This window comes from Streptomyces sp. NPDC001816 (assembly GCF_042892235.1).
Taxonomy (GTDB): Bacteria; Actinomycetota; Actinomycetes; order Streptomycetales; family Streptomycetaceae; genus Streptomyces.
In genome coordinates, this window is record NZ_JBIATY010000017.1 from 163,125 (window position 1) to 187,835 (window position 24,711).

Below are 24,711 nucleotides of genomic sequence, written 5' to 3' on the forward strand. Positions count from 1 at the left end.
CCTGCTCGGACACTCACTGCCGAGCCGGGCCGGACCGACGGCACACCCCCGCCTGCATCACCCGGAACAACGAGAGCGCGGCAGTTCGTTGAGCAAAGACTGTCGTGTTGCCTCAGGGCTCGGCGGGCTGCTTTGCTTCACCGCTCAACGACGCACAACAACGACCCCTTGACCGCACTAGCGACAGCCCCCCTGTGCGGGGGTGACGTGGCCGTTCGACTGGAGTTGCACGTGGCCGGGCGCATCGAAGACTACGCACTCATCGGAGACATGCAGACCGCGGCACTGGTCTGCCGGGACGGCACGGTCGACTGGCTGTGCCTGCCCCGCTTCGACTCGCATGCCATCTTCGCCGGCCTGCTGGGCACCGAGGAGCACGGTTTCTGGCGGCTCGGCCCCGCGCACGCGGCCGACGCGCAGCCCCCCACGGCCGCCCGGCGCAGCTACCGCGGCGACTCGCTGATCCTGGAGTCGGAGTGGGACACCCCGCGCGGCACCGTGCGCGTGACGGACTTCATGCCCCCGCGTGACGGCGCGCCGCAGCTGATCCGGATCGTGGAGGGCGTCACCGGCCGGGTGCCGATGCGCTCCGCGCTGCGGATGCGGTTCTCCTACGGCCGGGTGGTGCCCTGGGTGCACAAGCACGAGGGCCGGACGGTGGCGGTCGCCGGACCCGACTCGGTCTGGTTCGACACGGAGGCCGAGACCTACGGAAAGTCGCTGACCACCTACGCCGACTTCACGGTCGCCCCGGGTGACCGGATCGCGTTCACCATCTCGTGGCAGCCCTCGCACAAGGAGCCGCCGCCGCTGCCGGAGCCGGAGCAGTCGCTGGCGGCGACGGAGGACTTCTGGCGCGAGTGGGTCGAGCACTGCACGTACCACGGTCCGTACCGCGAGGCGGTGATCCGTTCGCTGATCACCCTGAAGGCCCTGACGTACGCCCCGACGGGTGGCATCGTCGCGGCCCCCACCACCTCGCTCCCCGAGGACATCGGCGGCGTCCGCAACTGGGACTACCGCTACACCTGGCTGCGGGACGCGGCGATCACCCTGTCCTCGCTGCTGCGCACGGGCTACCGCGAGGAGGCCCGGGCCTGGCGCGAGTGGCTGCTGCGCGCGGTCGCGGGCGACCCGGAGAACCTGCAGATCATGTACGGCATCGCGGGCGAGCGCGAGCTGGGCGAGGCCGAGCTGGACTGGCTGCCGGGCTACGAGGCCTCCGCCCCGGTCCGGGTCGGCAACGGCGCGGCGCACCAGCTCCAGCTGGACGTGTACGGCGAGGTCACCGAGGCCCTGCACCTGGCGCACATGACGGGTCTGGCCCGCAACGACTACGCCTCCCTGCTCCAGCTGAAGCTGATCCGCTACCTGGAGGACCACTGGCAGGAGCCGGACGAGGGCATCTGGGAGGTGCGCGGCCCGCGCCGGCACTTCGTGCACTCGAAGGTGATGGCCTGGGTGGCGGTGGACCGCACCATCAAGCTGATCGAGTCCGGTGACGCGGACGGCCCGCTGGAGCGCTGGAAGGAACTGCGCGACGACATCCACCGGGACGTGTGCGAGAAGGGCTACGACCAGGAGCGCAACACGTTCACCCAGTCCTACGGCTCCAAGGAGCTGGACGCCGCGCTGCTGCTGATTCCGCAGATGGGCTTCCTGCCGCCGGACGACAAGCGGGTGATCGGCACCATCGAGGCGATCCAGCGCGAGCTGTCCACCTCGGACGGGTTCATCCTGCGCTACCCGACGGAGGGCGCGGACGAGGGCGTCGACGGCCTGCCGGGCGACGAGGGTGCCTTCCTGGCCTGCTCGTTCTGGATGGCGGACGACCTGGCGATGATCGGCCGGGTGGACGAGGCCCGCAAGCTGTTCGAGAAGCTCCTCGCGCTGCGCAACGACCTCGGTCTGCTCGCCGAGGAGTGGGACCCGCGGCTGCAGCGCCAGGTCGGCAACTTCCCGCAGGCCTTCAGCCATGTTCCGCTGATCGACACCGCGCTGCGGCTGACGGCGTCCGGGGCGTACGGAGGCTGAGCGGAGCGTTTCGGGACAGGGATGAACGCCCTGGTCCCGGGCGGGCGTTGGAGGCCGCCCTTGTCAGCGTGCCGTTTCGGTGGGCGTCGGCGTCGAGGTCCCTGCCGTGAGTGAATCCCTGCGCATAGGGTGGAGCCGGTAAGTCCGCCGCCATGAGAGGTCTGTGATGCCCGAGCTCCCCTCGGACCCCGCCGTCGCACAGTTCGGCCCCCAGGGGCTGCGCCGCATCAGCGTGCCTGCCTCGTACGGAACCGTGCCGGCCTCGGCCCGCACCCACCTCGCGCAGGTCGGTGTGCCGCTGCACGTCGGCCCGTACTTCATCGCGGCGGACGACACCGACGGGCCCACCCTCGGGATGTACACCGGCCACCGTGGCGTCGCCCTGCAGGGCGACTGGGCGGAGTGGGTGCGCATCGGCACCGACCGGCTGGCGAACCTGTGTGTCCGCACCGACGGCTCCGTACAGGCCCTCTTCCTCGGTCGCGGCGAAGCCGCCCTGTTCGTCAACTCGGACATCGCCGCCTTCACCCACTGCGCCGCCGTCCTGGACCGCGCCCTCCCGGTGATCGCCGCCTCCGACGGACTCCAGTCCGCCGCCGAGACGTTCGCCGCGCTGGTCCGGGAGATCCGGCAGATCGACCCGGCGGCCGTCGCCGACCGGGAGAACTGGTGGTCGCGGGTGCTCGACGACGTCCGCCACACCCTCAGCTTCCCCTTCTCGTCGGCCTTCGAGTACGTCGACAAGGACGGCGCGAAGCAGATCGTCACCGCCCAGACCGGTCCCGGCCGCCTGCACCCCGAGGAACTGCTGTGGCAGCAGCTCTCCTCCGCCGGGGTGGAGCCCGAGCAGGTCCGCCGCGTCTACTGCGAACTGGAACCGTGCATGATGCCGGGCCACTACTGCTCCGCCTGGCTCCAGGCCGTCCTCCCGCATGCCGAGTTCACGCACAGCTTCGACTACGGCGACACCGCGGAGTCCCGCGAGGAGGGCCTCAAGGAACTCATCACCTACGCCGCGCAGCAGGCCCGGCAGTGATGCGCCGCCCGGGTGCCGCAGGAGCAGAGGGGGGTTCATGACCGCCGATCCCGCCCAGCGCTGGTTGCGGCCCGCTTCCGGGCGGGAGCCCGCCGCGGCCGCCCTGCTCGCCTGGCTCGGCGACCCCCGCGCCCCAGGCCTCGCCGTGATCACCGGCGCCGAGGGCAGCGGCAAGTCGCGGCTCCTCGCCTGGTTGATCGGCCACGGCACCCGGCCCGGCACCGTCAGCGAACGCCGCATCCACGGCTTCGTACCGCTGCCCGGCCAGACCGCGACCACGGCCGCCTGGATGCTCGGCGAACAGTTGTCGATCGCCGCCCGCTCCCCGGGCGACCTGCTGGCCGCGCTTGCCGCCGACCGGCGCCGCACCGTCATCGCGCTGCCCGAACTGCACTCCGCCGAGCAGCCCGGCTCCCTGGTCGAACTCGCCCTGGACATGGCCTCGTTGGAGCACGTCCGGGTACTTGTCGAGGTCCGCTCCGGTACGGAATGGGAGCAGGCGCTCACCGCCGGACACTGCGCCCGCATGGACCTGGACGAGCCCCGGTGGACCGACGAGGCCCTCCGCGCGTCCTGGGACGCGGCCCACCCCGTCGGCCCGGCCGGGCTCGCGGGGCAGGACCCGGAGCCGGAGGAGCCGTTCGACCTGGACGATCCCGCCTCGGTCTGCGCCGCCGACCCCTGGAGCGTGACCACCGCGTACGAACGCTCCGCGGAGAGCCACGGCGGACTGCGCGCCGCCTGGCTGCGGGCCGGCGCCTCCCTGACCCGCGAGCAGCCGGCCGCCGAACGCGCCCTGGTCCTGCTCACCGCCCTCGGTGACGCCGGTGATCCGCGACTGCCCGCCGCCCTCGACTCCGCTGCTCAAGACGCCTCCTGGGCCGTCGTCTGGCACCGGGTGCGCGGCGACGTCACCCCGCCGTGGCCCGGCCCGGTCCGCTCCCTGGCGGCCGGTACCGGCCCCTTGGCCGGGCAGCTCGTCGTCGCCGACCACCAGGGCACCGTGCGCGTCCTCGACGCGGAGAGCGCCCGCTCCGCCGGACGTCTGCCGCACTCTGCGCCCGGCGTCCGCGCCATTGCCGAGCACGGCGACGGCACCGTCAGCGTCCTCGACGAGCACGGCCTTCTGCACGCCCAGCGCGCCGCCGAGTCCGCAAAGCCCAAGGGGCTCGCCGCCCTCCTCGACGACGGCCTCTCCGTGCAGGAGCAACTCCGCAAAGCCGTACAGGAGTACACGCAGCGTCAGCAGGAGACGGTCACCGCGCTGACCGGCGTCGGGGACCGTGTCGTCCTCGGTGACGCCGCTGGAACGGTGCACGTGGTGACCGTCGGCGCCGAGCCGCGTACCTCCACTCTGCACCGGGGGCGCGTCACCGCGGTCGCCGGGACCGCCCTGCCCGTCTCCGCGGCGGGTGACACCGTCCTCCTGATGTACACGGGCGGCGCCGACGGCACCGTACGCGCCTGGGCCCCCCACACCGACCCCATGCCCGAGCCGGTGGCCGCCCGCAACTGCGCCGTCAACGCGGTGGCGGTGGCGACGACCGACGCCGGGCTCGTCCTCGCGATCGCCTGGGCCGACGGCCTCGTCGAACACCGCGCCCTGGACGACGACCGGCTGCGTACCTTCCACCCCGGCAGCCAGGCCCACGCCCTTGCCTTCACGGCGGAAGGGGACCTGGTGGTGGGGACGGACGAGGCACTCGTGCGGATGCGGGGGCGGTGACGGCTGCCGCGCGGTGAACGGCGGACACGTCAACTCCGTTGCCGTTCCTGTCAGATTGACCTCTTGTCACAGAGCTGTGACGCGGCCCGTTTACTCTTGTGCACCTGACAACCTGCCCGTTAGCTGGGGGCAGGAGATGCAGCAGTCGACGGGGGACGGAGCACGCGGCCATGGGTCTGGTACTGCCGAGCATCATCGACGAGGCACTCGACCTCATCGGGGTCAACTGGCCCAATGTGGACGAGGACGACTACTTCGAAATGGCGACGTCCATACGGGACTTCGCCGACGAGTTCGAGGGCCACGGCGGTGACGCACACCAAGCCGTGACCCGCATCCTCAACTCCTCCGAGGGCTGGGCCGTGGAGTCCATACAGAGTCACTGGTCGCACGTGAAGACCAGTCACCTGGAGAAGATCCCCGAGGTGGCACGGCTGTTCGCGGACGCCTGCGACGGGGTCGGCCAGATCATCCGCGGCATGAAGGTCAAGGCGGGCGTCGAACTCGGTGTACTCGCCGGCACCATCGTCGCCGAACTCGCCGCCACCCCCCTGACCTTGGGCATATCCGCCGCGGCCGCCGCCGGTGAGGTCGCGCTGATGCGCACCATCGTGAAGCGGCTCATCGACGAGGCGGTCGATCACATAGTCGACGCGCTCATCGCGAAGGTCACCGAGCCCGTCACCGGCAAACTCCAGGAACTCATCTCGGACATGGTCCTCGACCTCGCCGAGGGAGCCTTCCACCCCGGTGCCAACCCGGGCGGCATGCAACTTGCCTCCGCGGGCGGTGACAGCGGCGGCTCCGGCAGCGCGGGCAAGAAGACGGTCATCGACCACGCCGAGTTCGAGGACGGCGCCGGCAAGGTCTCCCGCAAGGGCACCGACATGGGCACCCAGTCCCAGATCCACCTCGGCAAATCGAAGCACACCTTCGGCAGGACCAAGGGCAAGGACGTTTTCACCAAGGCCTTCGATGGCATCCTCGAGGATGCCATCGAAGGCATGGAGAAGGCCGCCAAGAAGGTGACCCACCACGTCACCGACACCTTCCCGGAACGTGTGAAGGGCGCCTCCCGGCACCAGAAGCGCAAGGACCACGACGTCGGCGAGGAGGCCGACAAGGTCGACGTCAAGAAGGCCAAGCATGAGGGCGACACGCCCATGTACCTTCTCAGTGACGACGGTTCGATCCGCCAGCTGCACCACGACGGGACCACCAGTCCCGTCCATCACAACGACTCCTCCGGGGTGAACAACGTACTGGGCGACAAGGCCTGGTACCCGTGGAACAACAAGGGGGAGAAGCAGCGCCCGGACAAGCCCAGCAAGGGCGAGACGGTCGACTCCAAGAAGGTCGCGCCCGGCTCCACCGAGCTGGCCCGCGCCACCCAGCTCGGCCGCTACGCCAACCGCACCGAACGCCCCGGCTCCTACATCTCCGGCGGCAACTACGCCTCGGCGCTGTACGACGACGGCAAGGGGAACCGGTTCATCCTGGTCGGCGCCAGCGGTAAGGCACACTCCGAACGCTCCATCGGACACCCGCTGATAAAGAAGGGCCACGAGGGCAACGTCAGCCAGCTCTACACGGAACGAGAGCCCTGCCAGAAGAATCCGAAGTGCGACAAATATCTCGCACGGGAATTCCCCGACCATCTCGAGGTCACCCACAGCGCGAAATACGACCAGTCCGAAAAGGGGCCGGACGGCACAGAGCTCAGCAAGTACAAGAAGGACCGGGAGCACCGCGCCTACGTCAAGTGGCTGGAAGACCAGTGGGATCAGCACGGTGTTGCCGGCGGACGCACTGATACAGTGCTGAACCTCTCACCCTCGGACAACAAGTTCGTTCCGTAACCCGTCCACTGAAAGTTTCACGGCGCCCATGCCGCCGCCGAGTTCGGAGTTCCGGCAGTGCTTTTCGACATCACCCGCAGCGAACTCGTCGACATCTTCGGCGAGGACCGGCTCGCGACCATCCCCGCCACCGCCTTCCCGCCCGCCGCCGCGGACACCGAGGGCGCCCGCCTCCTCCAGACCGTCGGCGCCCCCACCGGGACGCTCACGCTGCGTCAGCCCGACGAGGAGGACGGCCTGCTGCCCCTCGTCCAGGACGTCGTCTACATCGAGGACTTCGAGGACGCCGCGGAGGGCGCGGGTGACTGGCCCGTCATCGGCTGGCTGCTCAATGCGCACCTCGCCCTCGACCCCGGTTCCGGCAAGGTGCTCGCCTTCGACGCCGACGAGGCGACCGTGCAGGAACTCCACACGGACGTCTCCTCCCTCGTCCAGGTCACCCTCCGGTTGCAGCGCCTGCTCGAGGAGTTCACCTTCAGCGGCGACGAGGCCGAGGAGGAAGCCGACTTCGAGCGCCTGGACGCCGAGGTCGATCGCGTCCGTGAGGAGACGAGCAGCATTGACCCGCTCCCCTTCCAGGACGACGAGACCGTCTGGTCGGTAGTGGGCGACGAGATCGCCATGGGCCAGCGCTTCAGGGGCGACAGCCCGGCAGCCCGCTCGCTCCGCGGGTGATGCGGTCCGTTCGAGGGGTGTCCGGGTGTCCGGGTGACCGGGTGACCGGGTGACCGGGCCTGCCTAGGCTGGAAGCGAACTACCCCCTCTACGGAAGGGGGCGGCCATGGCTTCCCTCTCGAAGGCGGGCGCGGCTCTCGCCGCGCTGCGCGAGGATCTGGCCGGCGAGGTGTTCGCCCCCGGGGACGCGGGCTACGACGACACACGTGCCGTCTTCAACGGGATGATCGACAAGCGTCCGGCCGTGATCGCGCAGTGCGCGGACGCGGCCGACGTGGTCCGGGCGGTGCGCTTCGGACGGGATCTCGACCTGCCGATCGCGGTGCGCGGGGGCGGGCACAGTGTGGCCGGCACGGCCCTGGGCGACGGCGCGCTCGTGGTGGACCTGCGCCGGATGCACCGGGTGACCGTGGATCCGGCCGGCGAGGCGGTCCGGGTCGAGGGCGGCGCCACGATGAGCCTGCTGGACCGGGCCACCCAACCGTACGGCCTCGCGACCACCGGCGGCCGGATGTCGTCCACGGGCGTCGGCGGGTTCGTGCTCGGCGGTGGCACCGGCTGGCTGGACCGCGCCTTCGGCCTGGCCGTCGACAACCTCATCGCGGTGGAACTGGTGACCGCAGACGCCGAGCAGGTGCACGCCAACGCCGACGAGAACCCCGAGTTGTTCTGGGCCCTGCACGGCGGCGGCGGCAATTTCGGCGTCGCCACCGCGCTCACCCTGGAGCTGCACGAGCTGCCCGAGTTCGCCGTCGCCCTCCTGCTGTACCTGCCGGAAGCCGGCCGGAACGCGGTCCGCACCTTCCGGGACGTCCTCGGCACCGGCCCCGACGAGCTGGGCGGCGCGGTGCTGTACCTCACCGGCCCGCCCGCGGAGTTCGTACCGGAGCACCTGGTCGGGCGGCTCGTGTGCGCCGCGCTGCTGACGTACGCCGGCGGCGAGGCGGATCTGCGCAAGCTGGCCGAGCCGCTGCTGGCGCTGCCGCACGAGTCGGAGCTGGTCGGCGCGGTGCCCTACGTGGGCCTGCAGTGCATGCTGGATGTCCCGCCCGGCCTGCGGAACCACTGGTCGGCCGAGTATCTGGCGGGTCTGCCCGACGAGCTGGTGGACGTCTACTGCGCCCGGGCCGCGGGCATGCCCGTGCCGACCTCCAGCCAGCACCTCGTCTTCCCGCAGGGCGGTGCGATCGCCGCCGGTCCGCACGAGTACCCGGTGCCGTACCGGGACGCGCCCTGGGCGGTGCACCCGTTCGCCGTCTGGGAGGACCCGGCCGACGACGAGCGGGCCCTCGCCTGGGTGCGGGACGTCCGCGCGGGCGTCCGGCCGTGGAGCACGGGCGATGTGTACCTGAACTTCATCGGCGATGAGGGCGCCGAGCGGGTGCGCGCGGGTCTCGGCGCCGGGAACCTGCTGCGTCTTGAGAAGGTGAAGCGGGCGTACGACCCCGACAATGTGTTCCGCTTCAACCACAACATCCGTCCGGTGTAGCCGGCTCCCGAGCTGTCGTCCGGGCGTTTGCGCAGGTAGCGTCCGTTCCATGGACAGCGGTACGGAGAGCAGACTCGCCACTCAGGGCGCCGGGATCACCGTTCAACGGGCGCTTGAGCTGCCGGGACTGCGCAGTGGGCTCCCGGAGATCCTCGCGGGCGCCGACCGGCTGGGGCGCACGGTCCGCTGGGTGCACGCGGGCGAGGTGCCGAACATCGCCTCGCTGCTCAAGGGCGGCGAACTGCTGCTGACCACGGGATACGGCCTCGGGACCCGCCCGGCCGAGCAGCGCGCGTTCGTGCGCACGCTCGCCGAGCGCGGGATCGCCGCGCTCGTGGTGGAGCTGGGCCCGCGTTTCACCCGGCTGCCGGCCGCCCTGGTGGACACCGCCCGCGGCGCGGGGCTGCCGCTGGTCCAGCTGCACCGCGAGGTGCCGTTCGTGACCGTCACCGAGGAGATCCACACCGAGATCGTCAACGGCCACTACGCGCTGCTGCAGCGCGCGGAGGAGGTGCACCGGCGGTGCACCGAGGCGCTGTTGGGCGGCGGCGGGGTGCCGCAGGTGCTGGGCATCCTGGCCGACTTCAGCGCCAACCCGGTGTTCCTTGAGACGGTGGACGGCCGGCTGCTGTACGCCGCCGGGTCCGGGCCCGAGGGGGCGGATCCGCTGCAGGTGTGGGAGGGGCTGCGGGGTCCGCACAAGGACGCTCCGCCGCCCGCCGGTTCGGTGCTCGTGGACGTGCCCGGCGGCGGGCCGGGAGCGGGGCCGGGGTCGGTACGGGCCCGGCTGGTGCTGCTGCCGGTGCGCTCGCCGCTGGCTCCGGTGCACCGGATCGCCGCCGAGCGGGCCGCGGGCATCCTGGCCGTGGTGCTGATGCAGGCCCGGCAGGAGGAGGAGCTGGCGGCGCGCGGGCGCGGCGACTTCCTGACCGACCTCGCCGAGGGCCGTATCACCGCCGAGGACGCCCCGGCGCAGGCCCGGGTTCTCGGCTTCAAGCCCGGCAACAGCCCGCTGCTGCCCGTGGTGATGCGGGTCGGGGACTCGCTCTCCCCCGGCGGCGGCTGGGCGGTGCTGGCGCGGGCGGTCGCCGAGGAGCTGGCCGCGGTGGGCGTGCCGGTGCTGCTGGGTGTGCGGCCGGTCGAGGGCCGGGTACCGGTGCTGCTCGGGCTGCGCTCGGAGTCGGAGCGCTCCGCGGTCGCGGACCGGGTGGCGGCGGCGCTGCGGGCGGGCGTCGAGCGGGCCGGGATGCAGCGGCCGGGCGCCCCGCCGCCGGTCGTGGTGGTCGGGGTGGCCGGTGGCTGGGCGGCCGCGTCGGCGGGCCTCAGGCACGCGGCGGAGACGGCGACGGCGGCGCAGGGCCTGACCGACCGCCCCTGGTACGACGCCCGCCGGCTGGACATCGACCTGCTGCTGTGGCGGCTGCGGGACCACCCGGACCTGGCGGCCTTCGTGGACCGCGCGATCGGCCCGCTGCGCGACCACGACCACCGCTCCAAGCCGCCGCTGCTGCCCACCCTGGAGACCTATCTGGCGCACGCGGGCCGCAAGGCGGAAACCGCCCGCGAGCTGCACCTCAACCGCCAGACCCTCTACAACCGGCTCGCCCGCATCGGGGAGTTGCTGGGCACCGACCTCGACGACCCGCAGACCGTACTGGCGTTGAGCCTCGCCCTGCGGGCCCGCCGGCACGTGCCCTAAGCGAGCGGCTGCGGCTGGGTCAACTCGTCATAGACGCTGAGCACTTGGGCGACGGTCTCGTCCTCCGTCGGCCAGGTCGCCGCCTGCCGGGTGCCCCGCTCCCGCAGCAGCTCGCGCCGCTCCGGATCCGCGAGCAGCCGTACGACGGTGTCCGCGAGCGCCTCCGCGTCGCCGTACGGGACGAGTTCGGCGGCGTCGCCGACGAGGTCCGGGACGCCGCCGACGCGCGTCGCGACGAGCGGCACGCGCGCGTACAGCGCCTCCTGGGCGAGGACGGACCGGGACTCCCAGCTGCTGGTCAGCAGCGCGAGATCGGCGGCCGCGAGCAGCTCGGGCACGTCCTCGCGGCGGCCGACGAGCCGCACCGGCAGCTCCTCGTCCTCGATCCGCCGCTGCAGCTCCGGCCGCAGCGGCCCCTCCCCCGCGACGACGACCAGCGGTACCGGGTCGAGGTCCCGCCAGGTGCGGGCCGCGTCGAGCAGGACGTCGTAGCCGCGCTCCCGGTCGAGGGAGCCGACCGCCATGAGCAACGGGCGTCCGGTGGCGCCGAGCTCGGCGCGGGTCTTGGGGCGCAGCCGGTCGGGGTCCTCGCGGTCGACCGGGCGGCGCCGCCCGGGCAGGCCCACGGCCGCGAGCCGGGCGTCCCGGGCGCCCGTCCGGCGCGCCCGGTCGACCAGGTCGGAGGTGGTGCCGAGCACCACGGCGGCCGTCCTGACCACGCGCCGCTCCAGCAGCCGCAGCAGATGCGCCCGCGCGCCCTCGGCCCGGGCCCGGTTGTGCCAGGTGACCACCAGCGGGGTACGGCGCCCGCTGAGCGCGAGCACGGCGCGGAAGGAGGCGTGCAGCCCGTGCGCATGCACCAGGTCGGCGTCGGCGCAGGCCGCCCGGAGCGCGGCCACGGAGCCCGGGTCGCTGCTGCGCGGCACGTGCACATGGTCGGCGCCGACCCCGGTGAAGTCGTAGGCGTGATCGGCCTCGACCGGGGCGCACACCGTGACCCGCACGCCCCGGGCGACGAGCCCCTCGGCCAGGGAGCGCACGTGTGCACTGCTGCCGGCGTTGCCTCCGCCCAGGACCTGCACGGTGCGCAGCGCCGACTGGCCGTGCGGTGCGTTGCTGCTCACGGGGCTCACGAGGCCGGGGCTCCTGACTCGGCGCGGGCGGTCACAAAGAAAGTGCGGTCACAAAGAAAGTACTGAAGGAAGAAACGTACTGAAGGTATCGGGCGGAGAGGGGCGGAAGGACGTACCGCGCGCCTCCCGCGCGGACTGCGTTCGACCCGCACCCGCGCTGCGTCGACCCGCCGCCCGCCCTGCGTTCCCTGCCAAGCATGCCAGGACGTACGGCCGTTCCGGGTAATCCGGGGAGGCGCACAGCGCGGCGGGCCGGAGCAGTGCGCCGGAGCACGTCACCCACACGGGTGAGGAAGGCCCCGGCCGGACGCACCGGCCCGTGCGCCCGTACCGCGAGGTCAGAGGCTCACAGCGCGCGCACCCCGGCACTCACCCGGTCCCCGAATGCCGCGGCCGCCACCACGGCAACGGCGTGCGCGAGCAACCCCGCGCGCCGGTTGCACGCGACCACGGCGGCACCGAGCGCCGCCCCCAGAGCGTGCGCCCCGGCGTCACCGATCATCACGCGCTCCCCGAGGTCGTCGGGCAGCACGGCCGCGGCACCGCCCAGGGCCACCGCGGTCAGTTCCCCGCCCGGCCCGTTCCGCAGCAGCCCCGGCGCCCCGAGCGCGAGGACCGCACCGGCGGCCCGCCCCGGCCGTACGTCGACCAGGTTCACGAAGTGCGCGGCCCCGGCGATCACGACACCCGCCAGCACCTTGTCGAGGGGCCGCTCCTTCATCAGGGCACCCGCCACCAGCCCGGCGGCGGAGACCCCGAACAACTTCACGGCTCCGCTGGTGACTTCTCCGTCCCGCAGCGCGCCCAGGTGTGCCCGGAACCCGCGCCGCGGATCCCCGGCCCCGGCGACGTCGTCGTACGCCCCGCAGGCCCCGGCGGCCAGCACCGCGAGCCCGGCACCGGGGTGCACCCGGGCGGCGGCGACCGCCGTGCCGAGAGCTGCGGCGGGCCCGGCGTACAGCCCGACGGTCCGCCCGGCGTAGTTCTTCCGCTCCCAGCGCTCGCGCCCGCCGGGCGGCTCGGCGCGCAGGAGCGCCTGGCCGGCCCGGGTGAGCGCGGCGGACAGCAGGAACGAGCGGGACCTTCGGGCGCGGTCGATCATCCCGACAGCGTCACAGATCCGCTCGGGCCGTGGCCAGCAGCTCCTCGGCGTGCGCACGCGCCGTCTCCGAGTCCTCCTGGCCGGCCAGCATCCGGGACAGCTCGCGGACCCGCTCCTCGCCCTCCAGGACCTTCACGCCGGAGCGGGTGACCGAGCCGTCGTTGGTCTTCTCGACCAGCAGCTGGCGGTCGGCGAAGGCGGCCACCTGGGGCAGGTGGGTGACCACGACGACCTGTGCGGTCCTGGCGAGCTTCGCCAGGCGCCGGCCGATCTCCACCGCGGCCTTGCCGCCGACACCGGCGTCGACCTCGTCGAACAGGTACGTCGGCACGGGGTCGGTCCCCGCGAACACGACCTCCACGGCGAGCATCACACGGGACAGCTCACCGCCGGAGGCGCCCTTGGCGATGGGCCGCGGCGGCGCGCCCGGGTGCGGGGCGAGCAGCAGCTCGACCTCGTCCGCGCCCGCGGGCCCGTACGCGACCGTGCGCCCGTCGACCTCGACGCCCTCCGGGTCCTCGGTCTGCCGGATGTCGAAGGACACGCGCGCGTGGGGCATCGCCAGCGAGGCCAGCTCGGCGGTCACCGCGGCGGCGAACCGCTCGGCGGCTTCCGTCCGGGCGTCCGTCAGCGCCTGCGCCAGCCCGCCCAGTTCGGTACGGAGCGCGTCCCGCTCGGCGGTCAGCTCGTCGATCCGCTCGTCGTCGCCGTCCAGCTCGGTGAGGCGTGCGGCACTCTGCTCGGCCCAGGCGAGAACGGCGTTGATGTCGTCGCCGTACTTGCGCGTGAGGCCGGTCAGCGCGGCCCGGCGCTCCTCCACGGCGGCCAGCCGCAGCGGGTCGGCGTCCAGGTCGTCGGCGTACCCGGCCAGCTCGCCGGCCACGTCCCCGAGCAGGATCCCGACCTCACCGATCCGGTCGGCGAGGGAGGCGAGCGCGGGATCGTGGGAGCGGACGGCCTCCAGGGCCCGGTGCGCGCCCGCGACGAGGGTCGAGGCGTCGATCCCCTCGGGGTCCTCGGGATTGCCCGCCAGGGCGGCGTGTGCGGCGGTGGCGGCGGACGACAGCGCCTCGGCGTGCCCGAGCCGCTCCGCCTCCTCGGCCAGCTCCAGGTCCTCCCCGGCCCGCGGCTCCACGGCCGCGATCTCCTCCAGCCCGTACCGGAGCATGTCGGCTTCCTGGGCGCGCTCACGCGCGCGCGTGACGATCTCCTCCAGCTCGACGGAGACCGCCCGCAGCCGCCGGTAGGCCTCGGTGTACTTGGCCAGCGGCACGGCGACGCCGTCGCCCGCGTACCGGTCCAGGGCCTGCCGCTGCCGGGACAGCTTCAGCAGCCCCTGCTGGTCGGTCTGCCCGTGCACGGCCACCAGGTCGTCGGCCAGCTCGGCGAGCAGCCCCACGGGCACGCTGCGCCCGCCGAGGTGCGCCCGCGAGCGCCCCTCGGCGGAAACGGTACGGCTGATCAGCAGGGCACCGTCGTCCAGCTCGGCCCCGGCCTCCTCGGCACGTACGACGGCCGTGGCGCCCGCGGGGACGGCGATCCGCCCCTCCACGACCGCCTTCCCGGCCCCGATCCGCACAAGCGCCGGGTCGGCCCGCCCACCGAGCAGCAGCCCGAGGCTGGTGACCACCATGGTCTTGCCCGCACCCGTCTCACCGGTGACGGCGGTGAACCCCGGCGACAACTCGACGACAGCATCGTCGATGACCCCGAGCGACCGTATCCGCATCTCCTCCAACACGGAACAGACCATACGAGGTCCGGGCGGGCGAGTGCACACGGCCCGCCTATCTCACTCCGGCGAGTGGTGCGGCGCTCCCCGCCACCCATGGGTCGGCAGCGCGAACTTGGCCACGAGCCGATCCGTGAACGAAGCGTGATGCAACCGAGCAAGGCGGACGGGCACGGCTCCCCTCCGCACCTCCACCCGCGCTCCGGGGGGCAACTCGATGGTCCGCCGCCCGTCACACCACAACACCCCGGGCGGAATGTGCGGCAGAACCTCCACGGCAAGCACCGAATCCGGCGAAGTGACCAGCGGCTTGGCGAACAGCGCATGGGCACTGATCGGCACCATCAGCAGCGCCTCCACCTCGGGCCACACCACCGGCCCCCCGGCGGAGAACGCGTACGCCGTGGACCCGGTCGGTGTCGACAGCACGATCCCGTCACACCCGAAAGCGGTAACCGGCCGCCCGTCGATCTCCAGCACGACCTCGAGCATCTTCTCGGCGCCGGCCTTCTGCACGGCCGCCTCGTTCAGCGCCCAGTCCGTGTGCACGATGTCGCCGTTGCGGTGCACGACGACATCGACGGTCATCCGCTCCTCGACCTCGTACGACCGCGCGACGACCCGGTCGACCACCCGATCGAGGTCGTCCCGCTCGGCCTCCGCGAGGAACCCCACCCGGCCGAGGTTGACGCCGAGCATCGGCACCCCGGACGCCCGGGCGAACTCGGCGCCGCGCAGCAGCGTGCCGTCGCCGCCGAGCACTATCAGCAGCTCACAGCCGTCGAGGCACTGCGGTGTCGCTTCCTTGACCAGCTCGACCTCTTCGGGCAGCGGCAGGTCGCGCGCCTCCTCCTCCAGCACCCGCACCCCGATGCCCTGTCCCAGCAGTCCCTTGACCACGAGTTCCGCACTGCGGATCGCCGCGGGACGCCCGGTGTGGGCGAGCAGGAAAACAGTACGCGCTCGGTTCTGTGTCAACGCGGCCCCTCCGCCACTGCACGGTCAACGTCGGCCGGGTCCAGTTCGGGGGCACCGGACCGCAGCCAGAGAAAGTACTCGACATTGCCCGAGGGACCGGGCAGCGGACTGGCGGTGACTCCACGCACCCCGAGCCCCAGCTCCCAGGCCTTCTCGGCCACCCCCCGCACGGCCTCCGCCCGCAGCTGCGGACTCCGTACGACACCCCCGCTGCCGAGCCGCTCCTTCCCCACCTCGAACTGCGGCTTGACCATCATCACCAGGTCGGCGTCCGGCTTCACGCACCGCTTCAGGGCGGGCAGCACCAGCCCCAGCGGGATGAAGGACAGATCACCCACGACAAGATCCACAGGTTCCCCATCGATCGCCTCGAGCGTCAACTCGCGTACGTTCGTACGGTCCTTGACGGTGACGCGTTCATCGCTCTGGAGAGACCACGCGAGTTGGCCGTATCCGACGTCCACGGCGACCACGTGCGCGGCGCCGGCGCGCAGCAGGACGTCGGTGAAGCCTCCGGTGGACGCGCCGGCGTCCAGCGCGCGCCGCCCCTCGACCACGAGCCCCTGCGGTACGAAGGCCTCCAGCGCGCCCGCGAGCTTGTGCCCGCCGCGCGACACGTAGTCGGGATCGCTGTCGTCGGACTGGACCACGATCGCCGCCGCGGTCTCCACCTGGGTGGCGGGCTTGGTCGCCACGGTCTTGCCGACGGTGACCCGCCCGGCGGCGATCAGCTGGCTGGCGTGCTCGCGCGAGCGCGCGAGCTTCCGGCGGACCAGCTCCGCGTCCAGACGGCGGCGTGCGACTCCTGCCACGTTCGGTTCAGCTCCTGCTTTCGTACGGCCGCGGGGGCGCCGGAGGTCCCGGGCGGGCGTCGAGCGCGGTGAGCGCGTCGCGCAGCCCCCGATGTACATCCTCGTACACCTCGAGATGTCCGTCGGTGGCGAGGTGGTCGGTGTCGCCCAGCCGCTCCAGCTGGGCGTCGACCTCGGCGTTGCCGGTCGGGGTGCGGGGGACGTCCAGGGGGGCGGGGGCGGCGGGGTCGTACTCGGGCTCGACATCGGCCACGGCCTCCGCCCCGGCCATGAACTCGGTGCCGACCTCGGCCTCTGACACGGACTCGCTCATGCCCAGACGCTACCTCGAACCGCTGGGGTACCGTCGTGCGCGATGGCCACGATCGAGGAGTGCCGCGCCGCGCTGGGAAAGCTCTCGGACAACATGCAGGGCGCCGAGGGCGACGTTCGCGCGGCCGCCGCCCTGGACCGCTCCGTGAGCTGCCACATCACCGACCTGGCCGTCACCTTCGCCGGCCGGCTCACCGGCGGCCGGATCGAGGTGGACGAGACGCACCAGGGGCCACCGCGCGAGAAGGCGCAGATCAGGCTCGCCATGGCCGGCGACGACCTGGTGGCTCTGGTGAACGGCGAGCTGAACTTCGCGACCGCCTGGGGCTCGGGCCGGGTGCGCCTTGAGGCGAACCTGCTGGACCTGTTCCGGCTCAGGAAGCTGCTGTAACCCGCGCCGTACGCGCCTTCCTGGCGGCCGGCACCACCAGCGGGGTCCCGGTCTCCGGGTCGTCGATGATCTGGCAGCGCAGCCCGAAGACCTCCTCGACCAGCTCGGCCGTCACGATGTCGTTCGGTGCGCCCTCTGCGATCACCTCGCCGCCGCGCAGGGCGATGAGGTGGGTGGCGTACCGGGCGGCGTGGTTGAGGTCGTGCAGGACGGCGACCAGGGTGCGGCCCTGGGTCTCGTGCAGCTCCGCGCACAGGTCGAGGACGTCGATCTGGTGCTGGATGTCGAGGTAGGTGGTCGGCTCGTCCAGGAGCAGCAGCGGGGTCTGCTGGGCGAGCGCCATGGCGATCCACACGCGCTGGCGCTGGCCGCCGGACAGCTCGTCCACGTACCGGTCGGCGAGTTCGGCGACGCCCGTCTGCGCCATGGATTCCTGGACGACCCGCTCGTCCTCGGCCGACCACTGCCGCAGGATGCCCTGGTGCGGGTAGCGGCCGCGGCCGACGAGGTCGGCGACGGTGATGCCGTCCGGCGCGATGGACGACTGCGGCAGCAGGCCGAGGGTCCGGGCGACCTTCTTGGCGGGCATCGACTGGATGACCTGCCCGTCAAGCAGCACGCGGCCTTCAGTCGGCCTGAGCATCCGCGACAGCGCCCGCAGCAGCGTCGACTTGCCGCACGCGTTCGGGCCGACGATCACCGTGAAGGAGTTGTCGGGGATCTCCACCGACAGCTGTTCGGCGATGACCCGCTGGTCGTAGGCGAGCGTGACGTTCTCGGCGGACAGGCGGTTCACAGTGCTCCTTCGGGTGTTCTTGATCGCTGAGCCTCCCGTGTCCGGCTGCCCCGAGCCGCTCATATCCGGCCCGCCCTGCGCTCGGTGACCAGCAGCCACAGCAGGTAGACGCCGCCGAGGACCCCGGTGACCACGCCCACGGGCAGCTGGTCGGCGCCGAAGGCGCGCTGCGAGGCCAAGTCGGCGGTGACCAGGAGGGCGGCGCCCATGCACAGGGACGGCAGCAGGTTCGGTCCGGGAGACCGGGTCAGGCGACGGGCGAGCTGGGGCGCGGTGAGGGCCACGAAGCTGACCGGGCCGGCCGCAGCGGTGGCGGTCGCGGTGAGCAGGACGGCGGCCACCATCAGCAGCGCCCGTACCCGCTCGACGCGCACGCCGAGGGCGTTCGAGACGTCGTCGCCCATCTCCGTCATCCTGAGGCCGCGCGCATGGGCGAGGACGAGCGGCACGAGTACGGCACACAGCCCGAGCAGCGGCCAGACCTGGTCCCAGTCACGGCCGCCCAGGGACCCCGTCATCCAGACGACGGCACGGGCCGCGTCGACGATGTCGGACACGGTGAGCAGATAGCCGTTGATGGCCGTGACGATCGCGGACACGCCGATTCCGACCAGGACCAGTCGATAGCCGTGCACGCCCTGCTTCCAGGCGAGCCGATAGATGGCGAGCCCGGTCACCAGACCGCCGACGAGCGCGCCCACGGTGACCTGGGCCGTGCTCCCGGAGAACAGCACGATCATCACGAGCGCCCCGGCGGTCGCCCCCTGCCCGAGGCCGAGCACGTCCGGGCTGCCCAGTGGATTGCGGGTGACGGCCTGGAACAGCGCCCCGCCGAGCCCGAGGGATGCGCCGACCAGCAGCCCGACCAGGACCCGCGGCAGCCGCAGCTCGTTGACGATGAACTCCTGGCCGGCGTTGCCGTTGCCGAGCAGCGTCCTGACCACGTCGCTCGCCGAGATCGGGAAGTCGCCGGTACCGATCAGCACGACGCTCGCGGCGAGCGCGCCGAGCAGCAGCAGGACGACTACGGTGACGGCCCGGACGTCCAGCCGCAGCGAGAGCCCGCCCGGCGTCCTGATGACACGGTTGGTCTTCACAGCTGGGCCGTCCTCCGCCGTCGTACGAGATGGATGAAGACCGGGCCGCCGATGATCGCGGTGACGATGCCGACCTGGAGCTCCGAAGGGCGGGCCACGACCCGGCCGATGACATCGGCGCCGAGCAGCAGCACGGGTGACAGGACCGTCGCGTACGGCAGGATCCAGCGCAGGTCGGGGCCGGTGAAGGAGCGCACGACGTGCGGGACCATCAGGCCGACGAAGACGATCGGACCGCAGGCCGCGGTCGCCGCGCCGCAGAGCACGGTGGCGGCGAGCATGGCCAGCGTCCGGGTGCGGGCCAGGTTGGCGCCGAGGGCACGCGCGGTGTCGTCGCCCATCGCCACGGCGTTCAGCGGCCGGGCGAGGGCGAGCGCGAGGAGCGTGCCGGCCGCGAGGAACGGCAGCACCTGCACGATGGTCGAGTCGGTGGCCGAGGAGAGCGAGCCCACCGTCCAGAAGCGCATCCTGCCCAGCGCCGCGTCGTCCATGATCATCACGGACTGGAGATAGCCGTACAACGCCGCGCTGATCGCCGTACCTGCGAGTGCGAGCCGCACCGGTGTGGCGCCCCGGCTGCCGCCGAGGAACCAGACCAGCGCGCCGACCGCCGCCGCCCCGCCGAAGGCGAACCACACATAGCCGGTGAGGCTGGTGACGCCGAAGTAGGTGATGGCCGTGACGACGGCGGCGGAGGCACCGGCGTTGATGCCGAGCAGTCCCGGGTCGGCCAGCGGGTTGCGGGTGAGCGCCTGCAGCACCGCCCCGGACAGGCCGAGCGCGGCACCGGCCAGCAGGCCGAGGACCGTACGCGAGAGCCGCTCGTCGACGACGACGTCGCCGTACGTCCCCGTGTCGTGGAACAGGCCGTGCCAGACCTGGTCCAACGTCAGGGCCTTCGCCCCGATCGCGATGCTCGCCAGGGCGACGAGCATCAGGATCGCGACGGAGAGGAGGAGCCCAAGGGCCCGTACCGCCCGGCGGGTTGGGGGCGCGGGGGCGGTCTCCGCGCGCTGTTCCGGAGGACTGTCGACCAACACGAGGTTAGGTTAGCCTACCCTCGCATACGATCTCGATCCTGAGGTCTCGATCCCGAGGCCCTGACCCCGAGGTTCTCGATCCTGCAGTTATCGATCCCCAGGTTGACGCGCCGTCAGAGCCCGAGCCGCGCCAGCGCCTTCCCTCCGTCCAGCTCGCAGGAACCGTCCCCGGCCGCCGTCCAGGCCGCCGCGCACAACGCCCGCAGCCCGTCCAGAGCGTCGCCCTCGCCCTCCAGCTCCAACCGGTCCGACCCGGCGCTCGCCGTCCAGCCCCCACAGCGGAAACCGGCCCCGTCCTCGGTGACCTCCGGCTGGCCGGTGAGCAACCCGCGCAGATCCGCGTCCACATACGTCGGCCGGTGCTGCGGCGGCGCGGCGAGCAGCTGCGGGCCGTCCGTGACGCCGGTCAGCACCAGCAGCGAGTCCACCCCGCCGTTGAACGCGCCCTCGATGTCGGTGTCCAGCCGGTCCCCGACCACCAACGGCCGCTTCGCGCCCGTACGCAGGACCGTCTCCCGGTGCATGGGGGGCAGCGGCTTGCCCGCCACCTGAGGCTCCGCACCCGTCGCGATCCGGACGACCTCCACGGCCGCCCCGTTGCCCGGCGCGATGCCCCGCCCGCTGGGAATCGTCAGGTCGGTGTTGGACACGAACCACGGCACCCCACGCGCCACGGCGTACGACGCCTCCGCGAACCGTCCCCACGTCAGCTCGGGCCCGCCGTACCCCTGCACCACCGCCGCCGGATCGTCGTCCGCCGACTCCACCGGCGTCAGACCCCGCTCGCGCAGCGCCACGCGCAGCCCCTCACCGCCGATGACCAGCACCCGCGACCCGGCCGGCACCTGCTCACTGATCAGCCGCGCGACCGCCTGCGCGGAGGTGATGACGTCGTCGGCCCCCGTCGGTATCCCCAGCTCCGTCAGGTGCTCCGCCACGGCGTCCGGGGTGCGCAGCGCGTTGTTGGTGACGTAGGCCAGATGCATCCCGCCCGCGCGGGCCTCGGCCAGCGACTCGACGGCGTGCACGATCGCGCTCCCTCCCGCGTACACCACCCCGTCCAGATCGAGCAGCGCCGTGTCGTACGCCTCGCTCAGGGGCTGCCCACTGCCCTCGGGCCTCGTCCTGACGCCCTGGCTCATTCCACATCGCTCCTTGCTCGACGGTCTCTCCCCCGATCATCCCGCACGCCACTGACACACGTACGATGCCGGGATGAACACTGCAGGTCACTCGGAAGCAACGGCGCGCCGAGGCCTGGAACTCACCCCGTTCCGAGGCCTTCGTTACGACCCCGACCGGGTCGGCAGCCTCGCCGCCGTCACCTCCCCGCCGTACGACGTCGTCATCCGCCCCGACGGCCTGCACTACCTCGAGGCCGCAGACCCGTACAACATCGTCCGTCTGATCCTCCCCCAGGCCGGCACCCCCAGTGCCCGCAACGAACAGGCGGCCGACACCCTGCGCCGCTGGCTCGCCGAGGGCGTCCTGACCGCCGACCCGGACCCCGCTCTGTACGTGTACGAGCAGCGGGACGGCAACGGCATGCTCCAGCGTGGTGTCATCGGCGCTCTACGCGTGTCAGAGCCCGCTGAGGGCGTGGTGCTGCCGCACGAGGACGTCATGCCCCCGGTGGTCGCCGACCGCGCGGACCTGATGCGCGCCACCCGCGCCAATCTGGAACCCCTGCTGCTGACCTACCACGGCAACGGCACGGCGGCCGAGGTCGTCGAGCGCACGGCGGAACAGCCCCCGCTGTTGGCCACGACCACCGAGGACGGCTTCCACCACAGCCTGTGGTCGGTCACCGACCCCGCCGACGTGGCTCGCATCCAGTCCGACCTGGCCCACCACCAGGCTCTCATCGCCGACGGCCACCACCGCTGGGCCACCTACCGGCTGCTGCGCGCCGAGCACCCCTCCCCCAGCCCCTGGGACCACGGCCTGGTCCTGCTGGTCGACACCGCCCGCTACCCGCTGCGCGTCCGCGCCATCCACCGCCTGCTGCACGGACTGCCGGTCGCGGACGCGCTGGCAGCCCTGGAGGGCCTGTTCCGGGTACGGCACCTCGACGTGTCGCTGGCCGAGGCGCTGGGACTGCTGGCGGACGCGGCCCGCGTCGGCAACGCCTTCCTGCTGGCCGGCGACGGCGCCTTCCACCTCATCGACCTCCCGGACCCGGACCTGCTGGCCCGCACGATCCCCGAGGACCGTCCGGCCGCCTGGCGCTCCCTGGACGCCACGGTCCTGCACGCCACGCTCCTCGACCACGTCTGGCACATCCCCGAGGACTCCCCGGCCCACATCGCCTACATCCACGACACGGCCGCCACGGTCGCGAAGGCGGAGCGCGACGGCGGTACGGCCGTCCTGCTGCACCCGGTCCACGAGGACGTCGTACGCGACCTGGCCCGCCAGGGTGTGACGATGCCCCGCAAGTCGACGTCGTTCGGCCCCAAGCCGGCGTCGGGCCTCGTGCTGCGGGCACTGGAGATCTGAAGGAGCTGAAGGAGCTGCCAGATCCCACAGATCTGTCAGCGGGCGTGCGAAAGGGCGGGACCGGTCGGTCCCGCCCTTTGTCACGTCGTCACCCGCTCGGGTCAGTCCTTGTCGTCGTCCTGGTCGTCGTCCTGAGCGGCGGTGGCGTCCGCAGAGGCAGCGCTGTCATCGCGCTGGTCCTCGTTGCCGCCCTCGTCCTCGTTGTTCTCGCTCTCGTCCTCGCTGTTCTCGTTCTCGTTCTCGTTCTCGTCGAGAGCGTCGACGAACTCCACGCCGTCCAGCTCGGCGAGCCGGTCGGAGGCGTCCGTGCTGCCGTCCCGGTCCGCCTCGACGGCCTTCGCGAACCACTCGCGCGCCTCGCTCTCCCGGCCGGCGGCCAGCAGGGCGTCGGCATAGGCGTAGCGCAGTCGCGCGGTCCACGGCTGGACGGCGTTGGAGGCCAGCTCCGGGCTCTGCAGGGTCACGATGGCCGCGTCCAGCTGACCCATGTCACGCCGGGCACCCGCCGCGACGAGCCGCATCTCGACCTGCCCGGCCTTGTCCAGCTTGTGCACCTCGGGGGCGCCGGCCATGTCCAGCGTCTTCTCCGGCCGTCCGAGCCCACGCTCGCAGTCGGCCATCACGGGCCACAGGTCGACACTGCCGGTCATGCGCCGCGCGGCGCGGAACTCGGCGAGGGCCTCGCTGTACTTCTGGCTCGCGTACGCCGCGAACCCGGCGGCCTCGCGCACGGCGGCCACACGGGACGCCAGGCGCAGGGCCACCTTGGAGTAGCCGTAGGCACCCTCGGGGTCCTCGTCGATGAGCCGCGCGACCATCACCAGGTTCCTGGCGACGTCGTCCGCGAGCGTCTTGGGCAGGCTCTGCAGCTCCTGCCGGACGTCCTTGTCGATCTCGTCACCGGTGACGTCCTCCGGGATCGGCAGCCGCTTGATCGGCTCACGGTCCCGGTCACGCTCGTCGCGGAAGCGGCCGCCGCCACGCCGGTCATCACGGCGGTCATCACGGCGGTCGTCCCGCCCGTCACGCCCGCGGAAGCCGCCCGGCCGACCACCGCGGTCGTCCCTGCGGGGCCCACGGCCGCCTCGGTCGTCCCGGCCACGGAAGCCACCGCGCTCGCCACGGTCGCGTTCGTCGCGCCGGTCGTCACGGCGGTCATCGCGGCGGAAACCGCCACGGTCGCCGCGGTCGCCGTAGCCGCCGCCACGGCTGTCGTCGCGCCGGTCGTCGCGACGGTAGGCCGGGCGGTCGTCACGGCGCTCGCCACGGTCGCGGTCGTCCCGGCGGTCGTCGCGGCGGAAGCCGCGGTCGTCCCGGCGCGGGCCACGGTCCCGGTCGTCACGCTGGTACGCCGGACGCGAACCCCGGTGGTCACCCTCACGCCGGTCGTCGCGACGGCCATAACCACCACGGTCACCGCGATCGCCGTAGCCACCGCCACGGCTGTCGTCACGGCGGTCATCGCGACGGAAGCCACCGCGCTCACCACGGTCGCGGTCATCACGACGGTCATCACGCCGGTCATCGCGGCGGAAACCGCCACGGTCGCCGTAGCCGCCGCCACGGCTGTCGTCGCGCCGGTCGTCGCGACGGTAGGCCGGGCGGTCGTCACGGCGCTCGCCACGGTCGCGGTCGTCCCGGCGGTCGTCGCGGCGGAAGCCGCGGTCGCCGCGGTCGTCCCGGCGCGGGCCACGGTCCCGGTCGTCACGCTGATACGCCGGACGCGAACCCCGGTGGTCACCCTCACGCCGGTCGTCGCGACGGCCATAGCCACCACGGTCACCACGGTCGCCGCGGTAGCCGCTGCCACGGCTGTCGTCACGGCGGTCGTCGCGACGGAAGCCACCGCGCTCACCACGGTCGCGGTCATCACGCCGGTCATCACGCCGGTCATCACGCCGGTCGTTACGGCGGTCGTCACGGCGGTCATCGCGACGGAAACCGCCACGGTTGTCGTCACGCCGGCCGTAACCACCGCGGTCGGTACGGTCGTTGTCCCGACGGAAGCCACCACGGTCACCACGGTCGCCGCGGTAGCCGCCGCGATCGCCGCGGTCACCACTGTCCCGTCGCCGCTGGTCGCGTTCCGGCCGATCTTCGGGAGAGTTGGTGGACATGGGTGACTCCTGTCTTCGGTACCGCAAGCATTGTAAAAACGAAAGGACCCCTGGTCCCAGCTGAACGCTGGGACCAGGGGTCCTCCAAAGATTGTTCGGCGGCGTCCTACTCTCCCACAGGGTCCCCCCTGCAGTACCATCGGCGCTGTGAGGCTTAGCTTCCGGGTTCGGAATGTAACCGGGC

Annotated in this window: 20 protein-coding genes and 1 rRNA gene; 9 read left to right on the plus strand and 12 right to left on the minus strand. The window is 72.5% G+C overall.

Going from position 1 to position 24,711, the window contains the following annotated elements; all coding sequences use genetic code 11:
- The first annotated feature begins 231 nt into the window (after positions 1 to 231).
- From ACFYZZ_RS41415 to ACFYZZ_RS41445, 7 genes are all read left to right on the plus strand, one after another.
- Positions 232 to 2,034 carry a glycoside hydrolase family 15 protein gene (locus tag ACFYZZ_RS41415; protein ID WP_389188067.1) on the plus strand — a complete coding sequence of 601 codons (1,803 nt, stop codon included), beginning with the start codon at positions 232 to 234 and terminating at the stop codon, positions 2,032 to 2,034.
- 166 nt (positions 2,035 to 2,200) lie between these two features.
- On the plus strand, positions 2,201 to 3,070 hold the full coding sequence (locus tag ACFYZZ_RS41420) for a nucleic acid/nucleotide deaminase domain-containing protein (RefSeq protein ID WP_389188002.1): 870 nt from the start codon (positions 2,201 to 2,203) through the stop codon (positions 3,068 to 3,070).
- 37 nt (positions 3,071 to 3,107) lie between these two features.
- Positions 3,108 to 4,796, plus strand: a complete 1,689-nt coding sequence (locus ACFYZZ_RS41425) for a hypothetical protein (protein WP_389188005.1) — start codon at positions 3,108 to 3,110, stop codon at positions 4,794 to 4,796.
- Between the two features lie 170 nt (positions 4,797 to 4,966).
- Positions 4,967 to 6,655, plus strand: coding sequence for a nucleic acid/nucleotide deaminase domain-containing protein (locus tag ACFYZZ_RS41430; protein ID WP_389188008.1), 1,689 nt, complete (start codon positions 4,967 to 4,969; stop codon positions 6,653 to 6,655).
- A 57-nt stretch (positions 6,656 to 6,712) separates the two neighbouring features.
- Positions 6,713 to 7,330: an SUKH-4 family immunity protein gene (locus tag ACFYZZ_RS41435; RefSeq protein WP_389188011.1), complete on the plus strand. Its 618-nt coding sequence runs from the start codon at positions 6,713 to 6,715 to the stop codon at positions 7,328 to 7,330.
- 106 nt (positions 7,331 to 7,436) lie between these two features.
- Positions 7,437 to 8,819 carry an FAD-binding oxidoreductase gene (locus ACFYZZ_RS41440; protein WP_389188014.1) on the plus strand — a complete coding sequence of 461 codons (1,383 nt, stop codon included), beginning with the start codon at positions 7,437 to 7,439 and terminating at the stop codon, positions 8,817 to 8,819.
- Positions 8,820 to 8,868: 49 nt separating this feature from the next.
- On the plus strand, positions 8,869 to 10,518 hold the full coding sequence (locus tag ACFYZZ_RS41445) for a PucR family transcriptional regulator (RefSeq protein WP_389188017.1): 1,650 nt from the start codon (positions 8,869 to 8,871) through the stop codon (positions 10,516 to 10,518).
- Here the strand turns inward: ACFYZZ_RS41445 and ACFYZZ_RS41450 are convergent.
- The 6 genes from ACFYZZ_RS41450 to ACFYZZ_RS41475 all read right to left on the minus strand — a co-directional run bounded on the left by ACFYZZ_RS41450 (position 10,515) and on the right by ACFYZZ_RS41475 (position 16,588).
- Positions 10,515 to 11,651: a glycosyltransferase family 4 protein gene (locus ACFYZZ_RS41450; protein ID WP_389188020.1), complete on the minus strand. Its 1,137-nt coding sequence runs from the start codon at positions 11,649 to 11,651 to the stop codon at positions 10,515 to 10,517. The two genes, ACFYZZ_RS41445 and ACFYZZ_RS41450, sit on opposite strands and share 4 nt — an antisense overlap.
- Before the next feature lie 346 nt (positions 11,652 to 11,997).
- The gene (locus ACFYZZ_RS41455) at positions 11,998 to 12,753 is read right to left on the minus strand and encodes a hypothetical protein (RefSeq protein WP_389188023.1); all 756 of its coding nucleotides are present in this window, start codon (positions 12,751 to 12,753) and stop codon (positions 11,998 to 12,000) included.
- Positions 12,754 to 12,763: 10 nt separating this feature from the next.
- Positions 12,764 to 14,506, minus strand: coding sequence for a DNA repair protein RecN (gene recN, locus ACFYZZ_RS41460; RefSeq protein ID WP_389188026.1), 1,743 nt, complete (start codon positions 14,504 to 14,506; stop codon positions 12,764 to 12,766).
- 39 nt (positions 14,507 to 14,545) lie between these two features.
- Positions 14,546 to 15,463: an NAD kinase gene (locus tag ACFYZZ_RS41465; protein WP_386574499.1), complete on the minus strand. Its 918-nt coding sequence runs from the start codon at positions 15,461 to 15,463 to the stop codon at positions 14,546 to 14,548.
- Complete coding sequence (locus ACFYZZ_RS41470; RefSeq protein WP_386574498.1) at positions 15,460 to 16,275, minus strand: TlyA family RNA methyltransferase; 816 nt, start codon at positions 16,273 to 16,275, stop codon at positions 15,460 to 15,462. The genes ACFYZZ_RS41465 and ACFYZZ_RS41470 overlap by 4 nt, the downstream gene beginning before the upstream one ends.
- 7 nt (positions 16,276 to 16,282) lie before the next feature.
- Complete coding sequence (locus tag ACFYZZ_RS41475) at positions 16,283 to 16,588, minus strand: hypothetical protein (RefSeq protein ID WP_389188030.1); 306 nt, start codon at positions 16,586 to 16,588, stop codon at positions 16,283 to 16,285.
- 42 nt (positions 16,589 to 16,630) lie between these two features.
- On the opposite strand from ACFYZZ_RS41475, the gene ACFYZZ_RS41480 reads away from it, so the two are divergent.
- Positions 16,631 to 16,978, plus strand: coding sequence for an SCP2 sterol-binding domain-containing protein (locus tag ACFYZZ_RS41480; protein ID WP_386574496.1), 348 nt, complete (start codon positions 16,631 to 16,633; stop codon positions 16,976 to 16,978).
- On the opposite strand, the gene ACFYZZ_RS41485 is transcribed toward ACFYZZ_RS41480, so the two are convergent.
- The 4 genes from ACFYZZ_RS41485 to ACFYZZ_RS41500 form a co-directional block, all read right to left on the minus strand.
- Entirely contained in the window at positions 16,962 to 17,837 is an 876-nt protein-coding gene (locus ACFYZZ_RS41485) for an ABC transporter ATP-binding protein (RefSeq protein WP_389188035.1), read from the minus strand. The genes ACFYZZ_RS41480 and ACFYZZ_RS41485 overlap by 17 nt on opposite strands.
- Entirely contained in the window at positions 17,834 to 18,871 is a 1,038-nt protein-coding gene (locus ACFYZZ_RS41490) for a FecCD family ABC transporter permease (RefSeq protein WP_389188037.1), read from the minus strand. The genes ACFYZZ_RS41485 and ACFYZZ_RS41490 overlap by 4 nt, the downstream gene beginning before the upstream one ends.
- The gene (locus tag ACFYZZ_RS41495) at positions 18,868 to 19,911 is read right to left on the minus strand and encodes a FecCD family ABC transporter permease (protein ID WP_389188039.1); all 1,044 of its coding nucleotides are present in this window, start codon (positions 19,909 to 19,911) and stop codon (positions 18,868 to 18,870) included. Before ACFYZZ_RS41495 ends, ACFYZZ_RS41490 begins: the two co-directional genes overlap by 4 nt.
- A gap of 113 nt (positions 19,912 to 20,024) precedes the next feature.
- Positions 20,025 to 21,053: an HAD-IIA family hydrolase gene (locus ACFYZZ_RS41500; protein ID WP_389188043.1), complete on the minus strand. Its 1,029-nt coding sequence runs from the start codon at positions 21,051 to 21,053 to the stop codon at positions 20,025 to 20,027.
- A gap of 73 nt (positions 21,054 to 21,126) precedes the next feature.
- On the opposite strand from ACFYZZ_RS41500, the gene ACFYZZ_RS41505 reads away from it, so the two are divergent.
- The gene (locus ACFYZZ_RS41505) at positions 21,127 to 22,410 is read left to right on the plus strand and encodes a DUF1015 domain-containing protein (RefSeq protein WP_389188047.1); all 1,284 of its coding nucleotides are present in this window, start codon (positions 21,127 to 21,129) and stop codon (positions 22,408 to 22,410) included.
- 101 nt (positions 22,411 to 22,511) lie between these two features.
- On the opposite strand, the gene ACFYZZ_RS41510 is transcribed toward ACFYZZ_RS41505, so the two are convergent.
- Both ACFYZZ_RS41510 and rrf read right to left on the minus strand, forming a co-directional pair.
- Positions 22,512 to 23,336 carry a tetratricopeptide repeat protein gene (locus ACFYZZ_RS41510; RefSeq protein ID WP_389188070.1) on the minus strand — a complete coding sequence of 275 codons (825 nt, stop codon included), beginning with the start codon at positions 23,334 to 23,336 and terminating at the stop codon, positions 22,512 to 22,514.
- A gap of 1,284 nt (positions 23,337 to 24,620) precedes the next feature.
- Positions 24,621 to 24,711: ribosomal RNA gene (gene rrf / locus ACFYZZ_RS41515) — 5S ribosomal RNA — on the minus strand; the annotation flags it as partial.